The sequence below is a fragment of the Variovorax sp. YR266 genome (genome assembly GCF_900107295.1).
Taxonomy (GTDB): Bacteria; Pseudomonadota; Gammaproteobacteria; order Burkholderiales; family Burkholderiaceae_C; genus Variovorax.
On record NZ_FNPM01000011.1, the window covers coordinates 1 to 14,853 of the forward strand.

General features: G+C 63.7%; 13 protein-coding genes. 1 reads left to right on the forward strand and 12 read right to left on the reverse strand.

Going from position 1 to position 14,853, the window contains the following annotated elements; genetic code table 11:
* The 6 genes from BLW48_RS25535 to BLW48_RS25555 all read right to left on the reverse strand — a co-directional run.
* Positions 1 to 1,400 (reverse strand): condensation domain-containing protein (locus tag BLW48_RS25535; protein ID WP_256330918.1); only part of this gene is annotated, 1,400 nt, incomplete at its 3' end.
* A 147-nt stretch (positions 1,401 to 1,547) separates the two neighbouring features.
* On the reverse strand, positions 1,548 to 5,840 hold the full coding sequence (locus tag BLW48_RS25540; RefSeq protein ID WP_093178211.1) for a non-ribosomal peptide synthetase: 4,293 nt from the start codon (positions 5,838 to 5,840) through the stop codon (positions 1,548 to 1,550).
* 126 nt (positions 5,841 to 5,966) lie between these two features.
* Positions 5,967 to 6,182: an MbtH family protein gene (locus tag BLW48_RS25545; RefSeq protein ID WP_093178213.1), complete on the reverse strand. Its 216-nt coding sequence runs from the start codon at positions 6,180 to 6,182 to the stop codon at positions 5,967 to 5,969.
* Between the two features lie 134 nt (positions 6,183 to 6,316).
* Positions 6,317 to 6,598 (reverse strand): hypothetical protein, encoded by a 282-nt coding sequence (locus tag BLW48_RS35085; protein ID WP_143047781.1) that lies wholly within the window; start codon positions 6,596 to 6,598, stop codon positions 6,317 to 6,319.
* A gap of 361 nt (positions 6,599 to 6,959) precedes the next feature.
* The gene (locus BLW48_RS25550; RefSeq protein WP_093178214.1) at positions 6,960 to 7,730 is read right to left on the reverse strand and encodes a glucose 1-dehydrogenase; all 771 of its coding nucleotides are present in this window, start codon (positions 7,728 to 7,730) and stop codon (positions 6,960 to 6,962) included.
* A gap of 87 nt (positions 7,731 to 7,817) precedes the next feature.
* On the reverse strand, positions 7,818 to 9,644 hold the full coding sequence (locus BLW48_RS25555) for an ABCB family ABC transporter ATP-binding protein/permease (RefSeq protein WP_093178216.1): 1,827 nt from the start codon (positions 9,642 to 9,644) through the stop codon (positions 7,818 to 7,820).
* A gap of 173 nt (positions 9,645 to 9,817) precedes the next feature.
* Here BLW48_RS25555 and panD point away from each other — a divergent pair, with 173 nt between their 5' ends.
* A complete protein-coding gene (gene panD, locus BLW48_RS25560) occupies positions 9,818 to 10,219 on the forward strand; it encodes an aspartate 1-decarboxylase (RefSeq protein ID WP_093178217.1) in 402 nt (133 codons plus the stop codon).
* A 490-nt stretch (positions 10,220 to 10,709) separates the two neighbouring features.
* On the opposite strand, the gene BLW48_RS25570 is transcribed toward panD, so the two are convergent.
* The 6 genes from BLW48_RS25570 to BLW48_RS25595 all read right to left on the reverse strand — a co-directional run bounded on the left by BLW48_RS25570 (position 10,710) and on the right by BLW48_RS25595 (position 14,822).
* Entirely contained in the window at positions 10,710 to 11,555 is an 846-nt protein-coding gene (locus tag BLW48_RS25570; RefSeq protein WP_093178220.1) for a nucleotidyl transferase AbiEii/AbiGii toxin family protein, read from the reverse strand.
* Positions 11,552 to 12,166, reverse strand: a complete 615-nt coding sequence (locus BLW48_RS25575) for a type IV toxin-antitoxin system AbiEi family antitoxin domain-containing protein (RefSeq protein WP_093178222.1) — start codon at positions 12,164 to 12,166, stop codon at positions 11,552 to 11,554. Before BLW48_RS25575 ends, BLW48_RS25570 begins: the two co-directional genes overlap by 4 nt.
* A gap of 329 nt (positions 12,167 to 12,495) precedes the next feature.
* Complete coding sequence (locus BLW48_RS25580) at positions 12,496 to 12,648, reverse strand: hypothetical protein (protein ID WP_256330919.1); 153 nt, start codon at positions 12,646 to 12,648, stop codon at positions 12,496 to 12,498.
* Between the two features lie 327 nt (positions 12,649 to 12,975).
* Positions 12,976 to 13,425: a low affinity iron permease family protein gene (locus BLW48_RS25585; RefSeq protein WP_093178225.1), complete on the reverse strand. Its 450-nt coding sequence runs from the start codon at positions 13,423 to 13,425 to the stop codon at positions 12,976 to 12,978.
* A gap of 130 nt (positions 13,426 to 13,555) precedes the next feature.
* Positions 13,556 to 13,966 carry a PaaI family thioesterase gene (locus tag BLW48_RS25590; RefSeq protein ID WP_093178226.1) on the reverse strand — a complete coding sequence of 137 codons (411 nt, stop codon included), beginning with the start codon at positions 13,964 to 13,966 and terminating at the stop codon, positions 13,556 to 13,558.
* 73 nt (positions 13,967 to 14,039) lie between these two features.
* Positions 14,040 to 14,822, reverse strand: a complete 783-nt coding sequence (locus BLW48_RS25595; protein ID WP_093079318.1) for an IclR family transcriptional regulator — start codon at positions 14,820 to 14,822, stop codon at positions 14,040 to 14,042.
* Positions 14,823 to 14,853: the final 31 nt, after the last annotated feature.

The following is a 14,853-nucleotide window of genomic DNA, read 5'->3' on the forward strand; positions in this document are numbered from 1 at the left end:
GTCGACTCGGCCACGGGGTGCGCGGTGTCGTTCCATCCGAGCAGGATCTGCTGGCGCTCCTCGGGCGCGAGGATCTCGATGCGTCCGATGGGCTGCGCGGGATCGGCGACCACGGCCTGCAGCACCCGCTGCAGGCGCAGCACGAGCTGCTCCACGGTGGCCAGATCGAACAGGTCGGTGGCGAACCCGAGCCGCCCGGTCATGCCTTGCGGCGCTCCGTCCTTGCTGCGCTGCTCCCGCAGCTCGACCGCCAGATCGAGTGTGGCTGCGATCGACTCCAGCGACTGCGAACTCACCGTCGTGAGTCCCGGCAACTCGAAGCTGGCGCGGGTGTTGTTCTGCAGCACCAAGGCTACCTGGAACAGCGGATGCCGCGCCATCGAGCGCGTGGGGTTCAGCACCTCGACCAGACGCTCGAATGGCAGGTCTTGATGTGCGTATGCTGCGAGATTGGTCTTGCGCACGCGTGCGAGCAACTCGCGGAAGCCGGGATTGCCCGAGGTGTCGGTGCGCAGCACCAGTGTGTTGAGGAAGAAGCCCACGAGATCGTCCAGGGCCTCGTCGGTGCGACCGGCGATGGGGCTGCCCAGTGCGATGTCGGTGCCCGCGCCCATGCGGGTGAACAGCGCCGCGAGTGCGGCCTGCAGCACCATGAAAAGGCTGGCCTCGCCATCCCTGGCGAGGGTGACCAGACCTTGGTGCACCTCGGCCGGGATCGTGAACGCGACGCTCCCCCCGTGGTGGTTGGAGACGGCGGGGCGCGGCCTGTCGGTGGGCAGTTCCAGCTGCTCGGGCAGCTCGGCCAGTGCCTGCTGCCAGTAGCGCAGCTGCGTGGCGATGATGCTCTCGGGGTCCGTTTCGCTGCCCAGCAATTCGTGTTGCCAGACCGTGTAGTCGGCGTACTGCACCGGCAGGGGCTCCCAGCCCGGCGGCTTGCCTTGGCAGCGCGCGGCATAGGCGGTGGACAGATCGCGCGCCAGCGGCGCCCACGACCAGCCGTCACAGGCAATGTGGTGGCACAGCAGCAGCAGGACGTGGTGTCCGTCGTCCAGGTGATAGAGCCAGGCGCGAAACGGGATTTCACGGTTTAGCTCGAATCCGTACGCGGAGGCCTCGGCGATCTGCTGGGCCAGCGTGGCCTCGCTGGCCGTCTCTATCCGCAGGGCGGGACGCGCAGCCTCGGGCGCAAGGATGAGCTGTTCCGGCGCTTGCGCCGAGTCCGAGAAGATGGTGCGCAGGCTCTCGTGGCGCTGCACCAAGTCGGCCAGCGCCGCCTCCATTGCCGTGTCGTTCATCCGCCCCTCGAGCCGTACGACCGTCGGCACGTTGTAGGTGGGCGTGGGCCCGTCCATCTGGTAGAGGAACCACAGCCGCCGTTGTGCAAAAGACAGGGGAATCATTGAAGGTTCCGAACTAGGTGATGGGTTTCAACAGACGGGCGATCGGCATGGACAGCGGCAGGAAGGATTGGGCTTGGGCGTGCAGTCAGCGCGCCGTGGTGGCGCGCCAAACTGCCGCAACCCGCCTGCACGCGATCTACCCGCGTGTCAGAGGCTGTTGTCGTATTGGACGGTGGGCCGCGGCAACTGACTGCTTGGCCGGATCGGGCGCAGCGCCGTGCGTGCCTTGGGCGCGGCGGCCAGCCTGCCGGCCAGCTGCGCCACGCTCGAGGCTTCGAACAGCGTGTGGATGCCGATCTCGACGCCCATGGCCGTGCGGATGCGGTTGATCAACCGTGTCGCCAGCAGCGAGTGGCCGCCCAGGTCGAAGAAGCTGTCGTCGATGCCCACTTGCGGCAGCCCCAGGATCTCCGCGAAGAGCTTGACCAGCGTTTCCTCCTGGGGTGTACCGGGCGCACGGATCTTTTTCGCTGCGAAATGGGGCGCCGGCAAGGCCTTGCGATCCAGCTTGCCGTTGGGCGTGAGAGGCAGCGCGTCCAGCCACACGTAGTGCGCGGGCACCATGTGGTCGGGCAGCGAGGCGGCAAGCTCGGTGTGCATCTGCCCCGCGTCGGGCGGCGAGCTCAGGCGCGAGCGCTTCATCACCGTGGCCAGATGTGCCAGGCTCGCGAGCACTTCGTCCGTGGGCACGCCGAAGTCGATCAGGCACGCGAACTCGTCGACGCCGATCTTCTCCAGCTTGCGCACCAGTTCCAGGCAGCTCTCGGGGCCGCCGATGAGCGAGGAGGTGCCGAAGTAGCGGCGCACGGCGAGCGCGATGAGCTGGTCCGCGTCGACTTCGCCCACGGCCTGGTTCGGGATGTTCCCCTCGAGATCCTTGAACACGCTCTTGCGCAGTTCCGTGTGCGCCCGGAAATACTGAACCATCGGCTCATGGGCCACCTGTTGTGCCGTCTCGTCGTCGGGGCCGACGAACGTGTGCAGCATCAGCGTCACCTTGTGTGCGGCCGGATCGTGCCCGTTGGCACGCAATGCGTCGCGGTAGATCCGGATGTTCTCGGTCAATTCTGCAATGGTGAGGCTCAGCAGCGCCGTCAGTACGTTCGCGCCCATCCGACCGGCCGCCTCGAAGGTGGCCGGACTCCGGGTGGCCGTGATCCACACCGGCAGCTCCGGCTGGAGGGGCTTCGGTTGCAGGCGGACCTGGGACGTGTGGCCTGCACCGTTGCGCGCGGCCATCGTGCCGCCGCGCCAGAGCTCGCGCACCTGCGCGACCCCGTCGAGCATCACCTGGTACCGATCAGCGAAATGGTCCGGTGCCAGCACGAAGTCCTCGGGCACCCACCCTGAAGCGAACGCGACGCCGACGCGCCCTCCGGAAAGGTGGTCGACCACCGCCCACTCCTCCGCCACCCGCAACGGATGGTGCAGCGGCATCACGACACTGCCTGCGCGCAACTGGACGTGCTGTGTGACCATGGCCAAGGCCGAACTCAGCACGGACGGATTGGGAAACGCGGCCGCCACCTTGGTGAAGTGCCGCTCGGGTGTCCAGATGGCCGTGAAACCGTTGCGGTCTGCGAACTTCGCGCCCTCCACATACAGACGGTAGAGCTGCTCACTCTCCTGGCCCTGATTCGCATCGGCGAAGTAGAAGAGTCCGAACCCTGGGGAGCGCGAGCGCTGGGGCAGTGCGGTCTCGTCCGCGACGAGATAGGCGACAAGGCGCTTGCCGGCCGTCGAGTCCTCTCGCGCCACAACGGCGGCCTGCTTGATCAGCGGGTGCTTGACCAACTGCGCCTCGACTTCGCCGGGCTCGACCCGGAAACCCCGCAGCTTGATCTGGTGATCGACCCGGCCCAGATACCCGAGCACGCCTTCTTCACTCCAGCGTGCCAGGTCGCCCGTGCGGTACATCCGTTCGCCGGGCGGTCCGAAGGGGTTCGCCACGAAGCGCTCGGCAGTCAACGCCGGGCGACCGAGGTAGCCTCGCGCAAGCCCGGCGCCCGCGACGAACAGTTCGCCGACCGCGCCCGGCGGCACCGGCTGAAGAAGGGCATCCAACACATAGACCTGCACGCCCGGCAAGGGGGTGCCGATCGGCACGCTGGGCTGGACATGGCCCTCGAAGCTCTGGTTGACCCAGCCGGCCGCGTCCCAGAACTCGGAGGTGCCGTACAGGTTGACCAGCAGGGCCTGCGGCAGCGCCTTCCTGAAACGCTCGGCCAGCGCCGGCGTCAACGCTTCCCCGCCACAGGACCAGTACCGCAGGTGCGGCAGCCGGGTGCCCAGCTTGAACTCGTCCTCGAGCATCGCTTCGAGCAGCGACGGGACCAGGACGATCCGAGTCACTTTCTCGGCGGCGAGCAGTTCGATCAATCCGTTGAGGTCCTTGCTGAGCTGCGGCGGCACGACCACCAGGCGTTGCCCGCCGACGAGTGGCATCAGCACCTCCCATACGAAGTCGATGAAGTTGTGGGTCGTCCTCTGGGCGTACACCGTCGCGTCATCGGCCTGCTGCACGTCCCAGCGGAGCCTGTTGAGCAGCGTTCTTGCGGTTCCGGCAACGCCCTTGGGCCGGCCTGTGGAGCCCGAGGTGTACAGCACGTACGCAAGATCGAGCGGACTGGGGGCGCGCGTGCGCTGCGCGTCGGTCAGGTCCGTCGCGGGCAGGCTCGAGAGCTCGGCACAGAGCGACGCGTCGTCCAGGCGCACCCCCAGCGTTTCCATGTCCGCGAGGAGATGGGCAACGTCGGATTTCGAGATGACGCAGCGGGGGCGCGCGTCCTCGAGCATGAACCGCAGGCGATCCTCTGGGTAGTCGAGGTCGAGCGCGAGGTACGCCGCGCCTGCCTTCAGGACGGCCAGCAGGCTGACCACCAGTTCGGTCGAGCGTGGCAGGGCCAGCGCCACGATGCTGTCCGGGCCGATGCCTCGGGAACTCAGATAGTGGGCAAGCCGATTCGCCTGTTGATTCAGTTCCTGGTACGAGAGGTCGGTTGCCTCGAACGAGAGGGCGCGCCCATGCGGGGTTGCAGCGACCTGTCGTTCGAACAGGTCCGCCAGGGTGTCGGGGAATGAACCGGGGGCTTTGCCGTTCCAGTCCGTCAGGACGCGCTGGCGTTCCGCTGTGCTCAGGATGTCCAGCCTCGCGACGGGGATCTCCGGATGGGCCAGGCTTGAATCGATGAAACGCAGCAGCCGTTCCTGGTGCGCCTGCACGTCCGCCAGCGAGTAGGCGGACGCGTTCGCCGTGCAGTAGACGTCGGCGCTGCTGTCTTCGCCGATGAAGAAGGAAAACGAGATGTCGGCCGCCGTTCGGGCGGAGGTGTTGTACGACTTGGATGACAGGCCGCCGAAGGAGATGCCTTCCTTGAACGGCATCACATTGATCACGGGCCCGAAGTCGCTGCCATAGCCCCGGATCCGCTTGGCGTCCAGGTACAGGCGCGACGCCGGATAGCGCTGATGCGCGAGCACTGTGCGGATTTCCCTGTCGACGATCCCGACGATGTCCCGCATCGTCATTTCCGGAGAAATCGACAGGTGCATCGGCAGGGTGTTCGACATCATGCACGGGATCGCCCGTGTCTCGGCGGACCGTCCTGACACCGGCAGGCCGATCGACACCTCCCGAACACCGGTGGTGCGGAACAGATAGGCGGCCACCGCCGCGATCAGCGTCCGCGCGAGAGATGTCTCGGACACCCGAGCCAGTTCCGCAATACCCTCGAGTGCCGGCTTTTCCATCCGGCAGCTGCTTCGGATCGGCAGGCGCGAGAAGCTGCGCGTGCCATCCCCGAAGCGGGTCGGCGCAGGGAGTTTCTCGAGGTAGCCATGCCAGAAATCTCGATCCGACTTGAACGCATCCGAGGACAGGTAGGCCTGCTCGAGGTCCAGGAGCTGACCCAGCGGCTCGAACCACGCGCGCGGCGCGGTGCGCGCCTCGATTGCTGCCGTATAGAGCTCCGCGACCCGGCGTGCGATGAGCGAATAGCCAAAGCCGTCGATGACGATGTGGTGGTAGAGGTGGTGCCAGGCGAACCGGTCCGCGGAGAGCTTGAACAGGCAGAAGGAAAAAAGCTCGGGGTCGGTCGGCGAAAGCGAGGCCTCCATCTTCCGGCCGATCATCTCGAGCATCGAGCGATGGGGATCAACGTCGGCGCTCAAGTCGACGAAGCTGACGCACTGTTCGCTGAGCTTTCCATCGTGTACCTGCCGAGGCGCTGTGTCCGCCTCGATGAACGTGGTTCCCAGCGCTTGGGCCTCCTTGGTCACCGTGTGCAAGCAGCGCAGGAACAGTTCCGCATTCAGCGCGCCGGCAATCTCGATGTATTCGCCGACGTTGTGGGAGGGGTGGCTCGGATAGAACTGCCGTTCAAACCAGAGTCCGAGCTGCGCGAAAGACAGCGGCCAGCCATCTGCAGGGGTCGACGCCATATGGGGTCCTGTTGACTTACGTTTTGGGAAAGCCAAACGATCCGGGCCGGCTGCGCGCAATGGGCGCGCCGGACGGAGAGCCGCACAGCTTTTTTGGAATGAGCCGGGATGCAGCGCAGCGGCTGCCTATCCCTGAGCGCCCATGGCCTGGGCCAGGCTTTTCGGACGCATGTCGGTCCAGTTCTTCTCGACGAACTCCAGGCAGTCACCCTTGGCAGAAGGGCCGTAAACCTTTTTCCAACCCTTGGGGATTTCGATGAAGTCGGGCCAGATGGAATGCTGGTTTTCGTCGTTGGTCAGAACCACAAATGAAGCGTCGCCGTTGTCGAAAGGATTGGTCATGGAGATTTTTTCAAAGAAAAACGATTGCCAAATTCCGGTGCTCAACCACCAAATCTGGGAGGAAATTGGTGTAACTGAAAATAGTTGTGACATTCCAGCACAATGCGGATAGAGGCGCAATGCGTACATATTTCTTATTGCAAGGGGTTGATTTCAATTTCGATTTTTCGGAAAATGATTCCATTTCTTGCAAATAAGAATTTATAATTAATTTGTGGTTGTTTTTCCATTGGCTCGGTCGGTTGCACCTGAATACGGCGCTCTCTTCGAAATTGGCGTAAACCAAATTCATGACATTTGAGGCTTATTGGATGCCGGTGAGCCCTTGTCGGGCGATGCTGCTGCGTGCCCATCCGGGACCTCGCCGGACGCGCAGATCCGACGCCGTCCATCGCGGTGGGCGTGCGTCCGGGCACGCCCAGGCTCCTGCGCGTGTCTGCAGGGATGCATCGTGGATGCTGGGGCTGGGGGGCGGGCGCGTCGATCAGCGACGTCTTCGGCGATCCCTCCCGTGTGCTGAAGAGCCGCGGTCTTGCCGCGGCATCGCAAGGATCACGCTGCGTCAGCGGCAATCAGTGCGGTTGCTTGCTGCCCGGTGCATTCATGCAAAGGAAAGAGCTGTAGCAGTGCGCATCGCTGGAGCGATGAAACGGTTGCAAGCCTCGTCGTCCGTCGGATGTTCTGGTGCCCAGGAGAGTCTCGGCGACCACCGGTAACGCGGCTGCGGCGAAATCTGCGCGTCAAGTCGTTCCAAAGAACGCCAAGCGGCCTGGCACTTCACCTCGCGTGTGTGGCTCCGCCGTCGACGATCAGCGTCGAACCGACGACATAGTCGCCGGCGCGCGACGCGAGGTAAACGGCTGCACCTGCAATGTCTTCGGGCGTGCCGATGCGGCCCAAGGGAATGTAGGCCGCCACATCGTCGCCATGGTCTCGCGCGCTCTTGTTGAGGTCGGTGGCGAATGCGCCAGGTGCAATGGCGCTCACGACGATGCGTTCGGGCGCGAGCCTCAGCGCCATCAATCGCGTCAGCTGAATCAGGCCCGCTTTGCTGGCTGCATACGAATAGGTCTCCCGCGGCCCCACCGAGATGCCATCAACCGAAGCAATGTTGATCACTTTCGGCAGGCTCCTCGCCACTGCCTTGCGCAGCAAGGGCGCCAGGCATTGGGTCAGAAAGAAGGGCGTCTTGAGGTTCAAGTCAACGACCTTGTCCCATCCGGCTTCGGGAAACTCGTCAAAGGGTGCTCCCCAGGCCGTCCCCGCGTTGTTGACGAGGATGTCCAGCGAGCCTTCGCGTTTCGCGTAGGCGTTCGAGAGTTCCTGCGCGCCGTCGAGTGTCGAGACATCGGCGGGCAACGAAAAAACCTCTCCGTACTCCGAGAGCTCCGCCGCGGTGCGGTCGCAGTCTTCGGAACCTCGCGCCGAAATGTAGACCCGGGCACCCTGTATCAGATAGGCCTGCGCAATGATCCGGCCGATACCGCGCGAGCCTCCCGTGATGAGCGCCGTGCGGCCCTTGAGCGAGAACAATGTTGTCAGGTCCATAGGTACGCGATTCCAGGTAAGTGAGGATTCAAAGACGGTCTTGCGTCGAATGATTCGATTCTGCCGAGATGCTGAGGCACCTGTCGCTTATTCGTAGCCCTCGATCTTCTGCAGTGTCCACATCTGGGCGTAGCGGCCCTGCTTCGCGAGCAGTTGGGCGTGCGTGCCGCGCTCGACGATCACGCCCGACTCCAGCACCAGGATCTCGTGCGCATCGACCACCGTCGACAGGCGGTGCGCGATGACCAGCGTGGTCTTGTCCTGCGCGGCGCTCTTCAGCTCCGACTGGATGGCGCGCTCGTTGGCCGAGTCGAGCGCCGAAGTGGCCTCGTCGAAGATCACGATCGGCGGGTTCTTCAGCAGCGTGCGCGCAATGGCCACACGCTGCTTCTCGCCGCCAGATAACTTGAGGCCGCGCTCGCCCACGGTCGTGTCGTAGCCCTTGGGCGTGGCCACGATGAAGTCGTGGATGCGCGCGGCGCGTGCGGCGGCTTCCACTTCTTCGCGGCTCGCCCCCGGGCGGCCATAGGCGATGTTGTATTCGACCGTGTCGTTGAACAGCACCGTGTCCTGCGGGACGATGCCGATGGCGCGGCGCACGCTTGACTGAGTGACCTCGCGAATGTCTTCCCCGCCGATGGTGATGCGGCCGTGCTGCACGTCGTAGAAGCGGTACAAGAGCCGCGCCAGCGTGGACTTGCCCGAGCCCGAGGGCCCGACCACCGCCACCGTCTTGCCCGCCGGAATCTCGAAGCTCACGTGCTTGAGGATGGGCCGCGCGGTCTCGTAGACAAAGCTCACGTCCTCGAAGCGCACGGTGGAATCCGAGCCCACAAGTGCCCGGGCTCCAGGCGCATCGAGCACTTCGTGCTTCTCGTCCATCAGGACGAACATCTTGTCCAGATCGGTGAGACTTTGCTTCATCTCGCGGTAGATCACGCCCAGGAAGTTCAGCGGAATGTAGAGCTGGATCATGAAGGCATTGACCATCACCAGGTCGCCCAGCGTCATGCGGCCTTCGACAACGCCCGAGGTCGTGTGCCAGAGCATGAGCACAAGACTCCCGGTCACCAGCAACTGCTGGCCGATGGTGAGCATGCTGAGCGTGCGCTGGCTCTTGACGGCCGCCTTGCGGTAGTGGTCGAGGCTGGCGCCATAACGGCTGGCTTCGAACTCCTCGTTGTTGAAGTACTTGACGGTTTCGTAGTTCAGGAGTGAATCGATCGCACGGGTCTGCGCGACCGAGGCGAACTCGTTCATGGTTCTTCGGAACTTGGTGCGCCACTCCGTGACGGCGACGGTGAAGCAGATGTACAGCGCCAGCGCGCCCACAGTGATCCAGATGAAGAACAAGCCGAACTTCACGCCCAGGATGGCCAGTACCAGCGTCAGTTCGACGAGCGTGGGCACGATGCTGTAGAGCATCATCGAGATCAGGGCCTGCACGCTGCGAGTGCCGCGATCGATGTCGCGCGTCATGCCGCCGGTCTGGCGGTCCAGATGAAAGCGCAGGCTCAGCGAATGCAGATGACTGAAAACCTCGAGCGAAATCCTGCGGGCTGTTCCTTCTGCGGCCTTGGCGAACACCAGCTCGCGCAGCTCGGTGAAAAGCGTCATGGAAAGGCGCAGCATTCCGTAGGCAAGCAACAGGGCGATCGGGACAACCATCAGGACCTGCTTGACATCGGGCTTGGGCGTGACGGCATCGATCAGGATCTTGAGCAACACCGGCACGCCGACGTTTGCCACCTTGGCGGCGATCATGAAGGTGAGCGCAGCGAACACTCGCCACTTGTATTGCCACAGATAGGGAACGAGGCGACGAAGTGTGTCCCAGTCGGAGCGTTCGCCTTGCCTGGTTGCGCAATCAGTCGAAAGGACTACAGACGATTTTTTGATGTCGGTGCTTCGCATGCAGGCGCTCAAATTGTTGTTCTTGAATTGTGCCCACGTGCGATGTGCAATCTGCGATTGCCCCGAATCGGGAGCCTGCCTACACTCGGCCGGCTTGCCCCCGCGCGCGACGAGGCGCGCTATCAGACCGGCCGGCAACGGGCTCAGAAATCTTTACGGAAGTTTTCCCGATCATGTTTCGAACATTGCTTAAATCCAAGATCCATCGCGCTACCGTCACCGACTGCGAGCTGCACTACGAAGGGTCTTGCGCGATCGACGAGGACCTGCTTGATGCTGCGAACCTCGCCGAGAACGAGCAGGTGCACATCTGGAATATCAACAACGGCGAGCGCTTCGTGACCTACGCCATTCGTGGCGAGCGCGGCAGCGGCATGATCTCGGTCAACGGGTCGGCCGCGCGTCGGGCCTCCGTGGGAGACCTGCTGATCATTGCCGCCTTTGGCCTGGTGCCGGAGGAACGCGTGTCGGGACACCTGCCAAAGCTGGTGTTTGTGGACGGCGCGAATCGCATTAAGGAAGAGCGCGCGCACATCCCAGTGCAACAGACCTCCGGCGAGCCCGCGCTGGCTTGAGCTTGGGCTGGTGTCCGGGGCATGCGCCATTGCCCTGGGGCAAATGGTCTCCACCGTTCAAGCGCTTCGTCGAGGAATGCGTGATCGACGTGGGTGCTCGCGCGCGAAGCTCGTGCGTTGGGGCGCCGACGGGGGGAGGCCAGGGCCGAGCAACTCAAGCAAGCGTTCCTGATGATGCAGGCCGGCGAGCGCGTTCGGCGCCTGAAGGACTTTCTGGCCCAACTCGCGCAGATGGTCGACGGACTTCGACCATCCCGCGCTGAACGAGCCAAGGCCTGAGTGCCGGTGGTCACGACGGAACTGGCCGCCAGAAATCCGATGGAGGAGACCTTGCAGCGCTGCCTGTCTGCTTTATCGTGGAGTACTTGACCGTCAGACTGGTGGCCGGCGAAGCTAGGTGCTCGCTCTCCATCCAACGCATCTACTTGATCCAGCGCTCGCGTCGGGCCTGGGGTGAGGTGAGAACGCTGGGTGAAGCTGGCTGGAGGTGTCAGAAAACGCAGCACTTCTGGAGCTCTTCCCGCAGCCGTGTCACGACATTTGCCAGGTCCATGGCTTCAAGCCGGTTCTTCTTCAAGAATGCTGCCCACTGTGCCTTCTTCGCCCCGTCATTAGAGAAGCTGTCGCTCAATCCGACAGGAAGGCTGCTGGGCATCGCGAGCTTCCGGCGCTCGAACGTGGCCGCAATGGCACGCTGCAGTTCGGTGGTGTCCAGCCCACCCTCGGTCATCAGTACCCAGAGATCGAAGTAATCCTTCATCCGGGTGTTGGCCATGCCCAGGAGACAAACTGCATGGAACTTCTCAGCCACCACGGTGTACTTGGGGTAGCTGCGCAGCTGTGGTGTGGGCAGGTCATTGAGCAGGACTGGATAGCTGACGATTTCCGGCGCTGGCGTCACTGCATCGCCAAATCCGATGTCCACCTGCAGGGGGATTCGTGCGCCATCCAGTGTCGCTCGCAGATCGATCCGCACGCCGCCGTAGCCGGCTTCCTTGCGGATGACAGAGCCTTGTACCGACGCTGCATCGAAAGCGATCCCATCCTCCACCGTGATCTGGCAGATTTCTTGGAAGGTGCTCACCGCCGACTCCACGTCGTCAGGACCGAACTCCAACAGGTCGGCGTCGCGGGTGGGCCGATGCGGCTGGTCATACCAGAGCGAGAACAGCAATGCGCCCTTGAGCAGGTAGTTTGGGGCATACGGTGAGATGGACAACCGGTACAGCAGGCGCTCAAGGCCATAGTGGGTGAGCGTCAGGTTGAAGTCCTGCTTTCTGGCATTCGCATGCTGCTTCAAGCGGGCGCGGATCGAGGCGGCGATGTTGCGGCTCATGTGATGACGCTTTCGAGGTAGGGGCGCATCACATTGGAGACGCGATCGATCATGGCGTATTGCCAGAGCGCGTCAACCGTCACCTTGCGCTGTATCCATCCATCGCGCAACGCTTCCAGCGCGACGTCCAGGCCGATCTTGTTGCGAAACTTGAAGCAGTCGGCAATGGTTTTGGCCGCATTGAAGACCGGTACGCTGACACCATCAATCTGCATGGTTTCGACGCCTTCGGACAGCGCGGCGCCGGACATGCGGATGGCGCGCAGCGCGGGCTGGTCGAGCTTGGGCGTTGGCGAGTTGTGGGGAATCGCGATCCACACCTCAAACGGCGCTTGCGTGCCGATCCCGTGAACGCGCAGCGCCGACAGCAGGCAGACGATGCCTTGCGGCACGCGAAGGCCTACCTCCGCCAGCGAGCGGTGCTCGCTGAGTGTGCGTTCCGGCAGGCTGTAGACACCTCGGGCAACCCGCTCGAGCCTGCCTGTGGCCACCAGTCGGCTGAGCGCCATCGTCGGGAGGCCATGCTCTGCCAGATCGCGCGCCCGCAGCAGCGGCCGCTGTTCGGCCAGCGCCAGAACGGCTTGCTCGAATGTCGAGGCGGAGGATGCCATGCTGGAGTCTGTTGCATTTATTAGTCATTTGTCAATGAAAAGGGAGAAAATGCAACGGAACCGGCTTGGCTTCCATGAGTGCCGAGGATGAGATAATTGGGCAAGGTTGGTCGGGCGGGCCGTGGTTCGATGCCACTTTTGCCCTCACAACCGCTGGTCAGTTTGGTGTACCCAAACGTGTACCCCCAGGAATAGCAATGTGAGAATGAATGAAGGTTGATGCGGCCCGTCGCGGTTCTTTCGATTCCGCCCCAGGCCACCATATTCCGCAAGGCGCTACAACTTTCGAGGTTGTAGCGCCTTTTTGCTTTTGCGCTAGCAAATCGGCGTCATTGCGGCGCCTGTTCGCGTAGCAGGGCGCCACGCAAGGAGTTGATCGTGCCGCCCGCGGCTTCGATGCGCCGCCGCAGTTCCTCATTGACGAGGCGGATCAACGCGCCGAGTTCGGAGCGGGTTGGATAGACCTCTTCGCAGTCATTCACCTGCTGTGGAACGCCAAGCTTCTCGAGGCATGCATATGCGCATTGCACGTCGCGAATGTTTTCGATGTCATCGCCTGCTTGCAGCGCGAATGATTCGGGGTTGTGCTGAAGAGAGTGTGACTGTGGCGCTGCGTCGGGCGCCGCAGCGGGTTCTTCGACGGAATGAGGGAGCGTGCGCGTGAACGCGCGAGCGGATCTGGCGTCGTATCACGTGCGCATCGACGATCAGCTGACGACGTTCCGCGAGGTAGTCGCATCACAACTGCGTGCCTGATACGGCGCAACAAGCAGCTCATCACCATATTGAATATGGCTGCTTGCCGGCAGCTATGGATCGATTGAGCGGGCGTTGCTGCCTCGGTCCACGCGGTGGTTATGGTGGCCGCGGCGCTTGCGCTCGGTCCGGGCTTTCTCCAGCGTCTCCTGGCTTTTCTTCGCAGCCGCCTCGCAGCGCTCGTGCAGCGCAATCAACTCCCTGTCCGTGAGCTTCTCGATGCCGATGAAGTCATCCTCCGCGTTGGAGGAGCGGATCAGTTCGTCCAGCTTGGTCTGCAAGGCCACACCATCGCGGTTCTGGGTGTTCTGAATGAGGAAGACCATCAGGAAGGTGACGATGGTGGTGCCCGTGTTGATCACGAGTTGCCATGTCTCCGAAAAGCCGAAGAACGGCCCCGAAACCGCCCAGGCCACGACCACGGCCACGCAGATCAGGAAGGCCGCCGGGCTGCCGGCCATGCGGGCGAAGGTGTTGGCGAAGGAGTCGAAGAGTCGTTCCATGGGCGTGTTCTCCAGTGCGGGGCGATGCTGGCACCGTTGCGCGCGCGGATGCGTCAGCCGACGCCGTTTTGCGCGCCATCGCAATGCCCGTGGCGCTGTCGGCCAGAGGCGCCGGGGCAGGCTCGCGCCGTTACGCGCCCCCGTCCAGCACCAGTTGCGTCTGCGTGACGACCGCGCACAGCTTGCCGTCGGCATTGGTCACCGAGGTTTGCCACACATGCGTGGTGCGTCCGCGATGCAGTGCCAGGCAGGTGCCCGTGACGGTAGTGCCGAGGCGCGCGCCCGCGATGAACTTGGTGCTCGAATCGGTGGTCGTCGTGCGCTTGCCCTCTGGCAGGTTGGCGATGGTGCCGACTGCGCCCAGCGTGTCGGCGAAGGCCATGTAGGCGCCGCCGTGCAGGATGCCGCCGGCGGTGCACAGGTCTTGCCGCACCTCCATCTGCGCGACCACGCGGTCGGGTGCGAGCTCGGTGAGTCGTACGCCCATCAGGCCGGGGAAGATCGTGTTCAGCAGTTTCTGGAGCGCGGCGATGTCGTGCATGAATGTCTCCTTGGCTTGTCGAGGAGGCTCCATTCTGAATAGATAAGCACCATGGCCGGCGCGCGATGTCCGGTCAGGCCCTTCGCTTGAACATCGCGGAAGCCCCGCTGGCCTGCGCCACGTCCTCGGCCGACGACAGCAGCACCGGTCCCAGTTCGAGCATGCGTTCCTCGGTCAGTCGCACCAGTGGCCCTGCGATGGTGATGACGCCGATCACCGCGCCGTTGCCGCTGCGCACCGGCGCGGCCATGGCGGTCATTGCCGGCGCGAACACCTCGCTGATCATTGCGAAGCCGCGCTTGCGTGCCGCGCGCAGATACGCAAGCAGCGCTTTCACTGTGGTCGGCGCCTTCGGGCCGTAGTCCTCGGGCTTGCCGAAGCCCTGCTTCGCCACGAGTTGCAGCGCCTGCTCGTCCGTCATTGTCGACAGCCAGGCGTGGCCGGCGGAGCTGCAGGAGAGGTTCACCGAAAGGCCCATGTCCGGGTCGTAGCGCAGGCCGCGCGTTGCACCCTGCGCCTTGGCGACGAAGGTGAGCTCGTCGCCGTCGACCACAGCCAGCCGCACCAGTTCGCCCGATTCGGCGGCGAGCCGGTCGAGCAGCGGCTGCGCCACGTCGACGATGCCGCTGTTGCTGAGAAAGCTCAGGCCCAGCGACACCAGCTTGATGGTGAGCATGTAGTCGCCGTGGCTCTGGTCCTGCCGCACATAGCCGCAGCGGATGAGCTCGGTCAGCAGGCGGTGCGTGGCGCTCAGCGGCATTTCCAGCTCGGCCGACAGTGCCGACAGCGCGCGGCCTTCGGGGTGGCCGGCCAGGTGTTCGAGGACCTTGAAGCTGCGTTCGAGTATGGCTGTCATGACGTCACTCTAGCGCTTTTGCCAAGTGTTT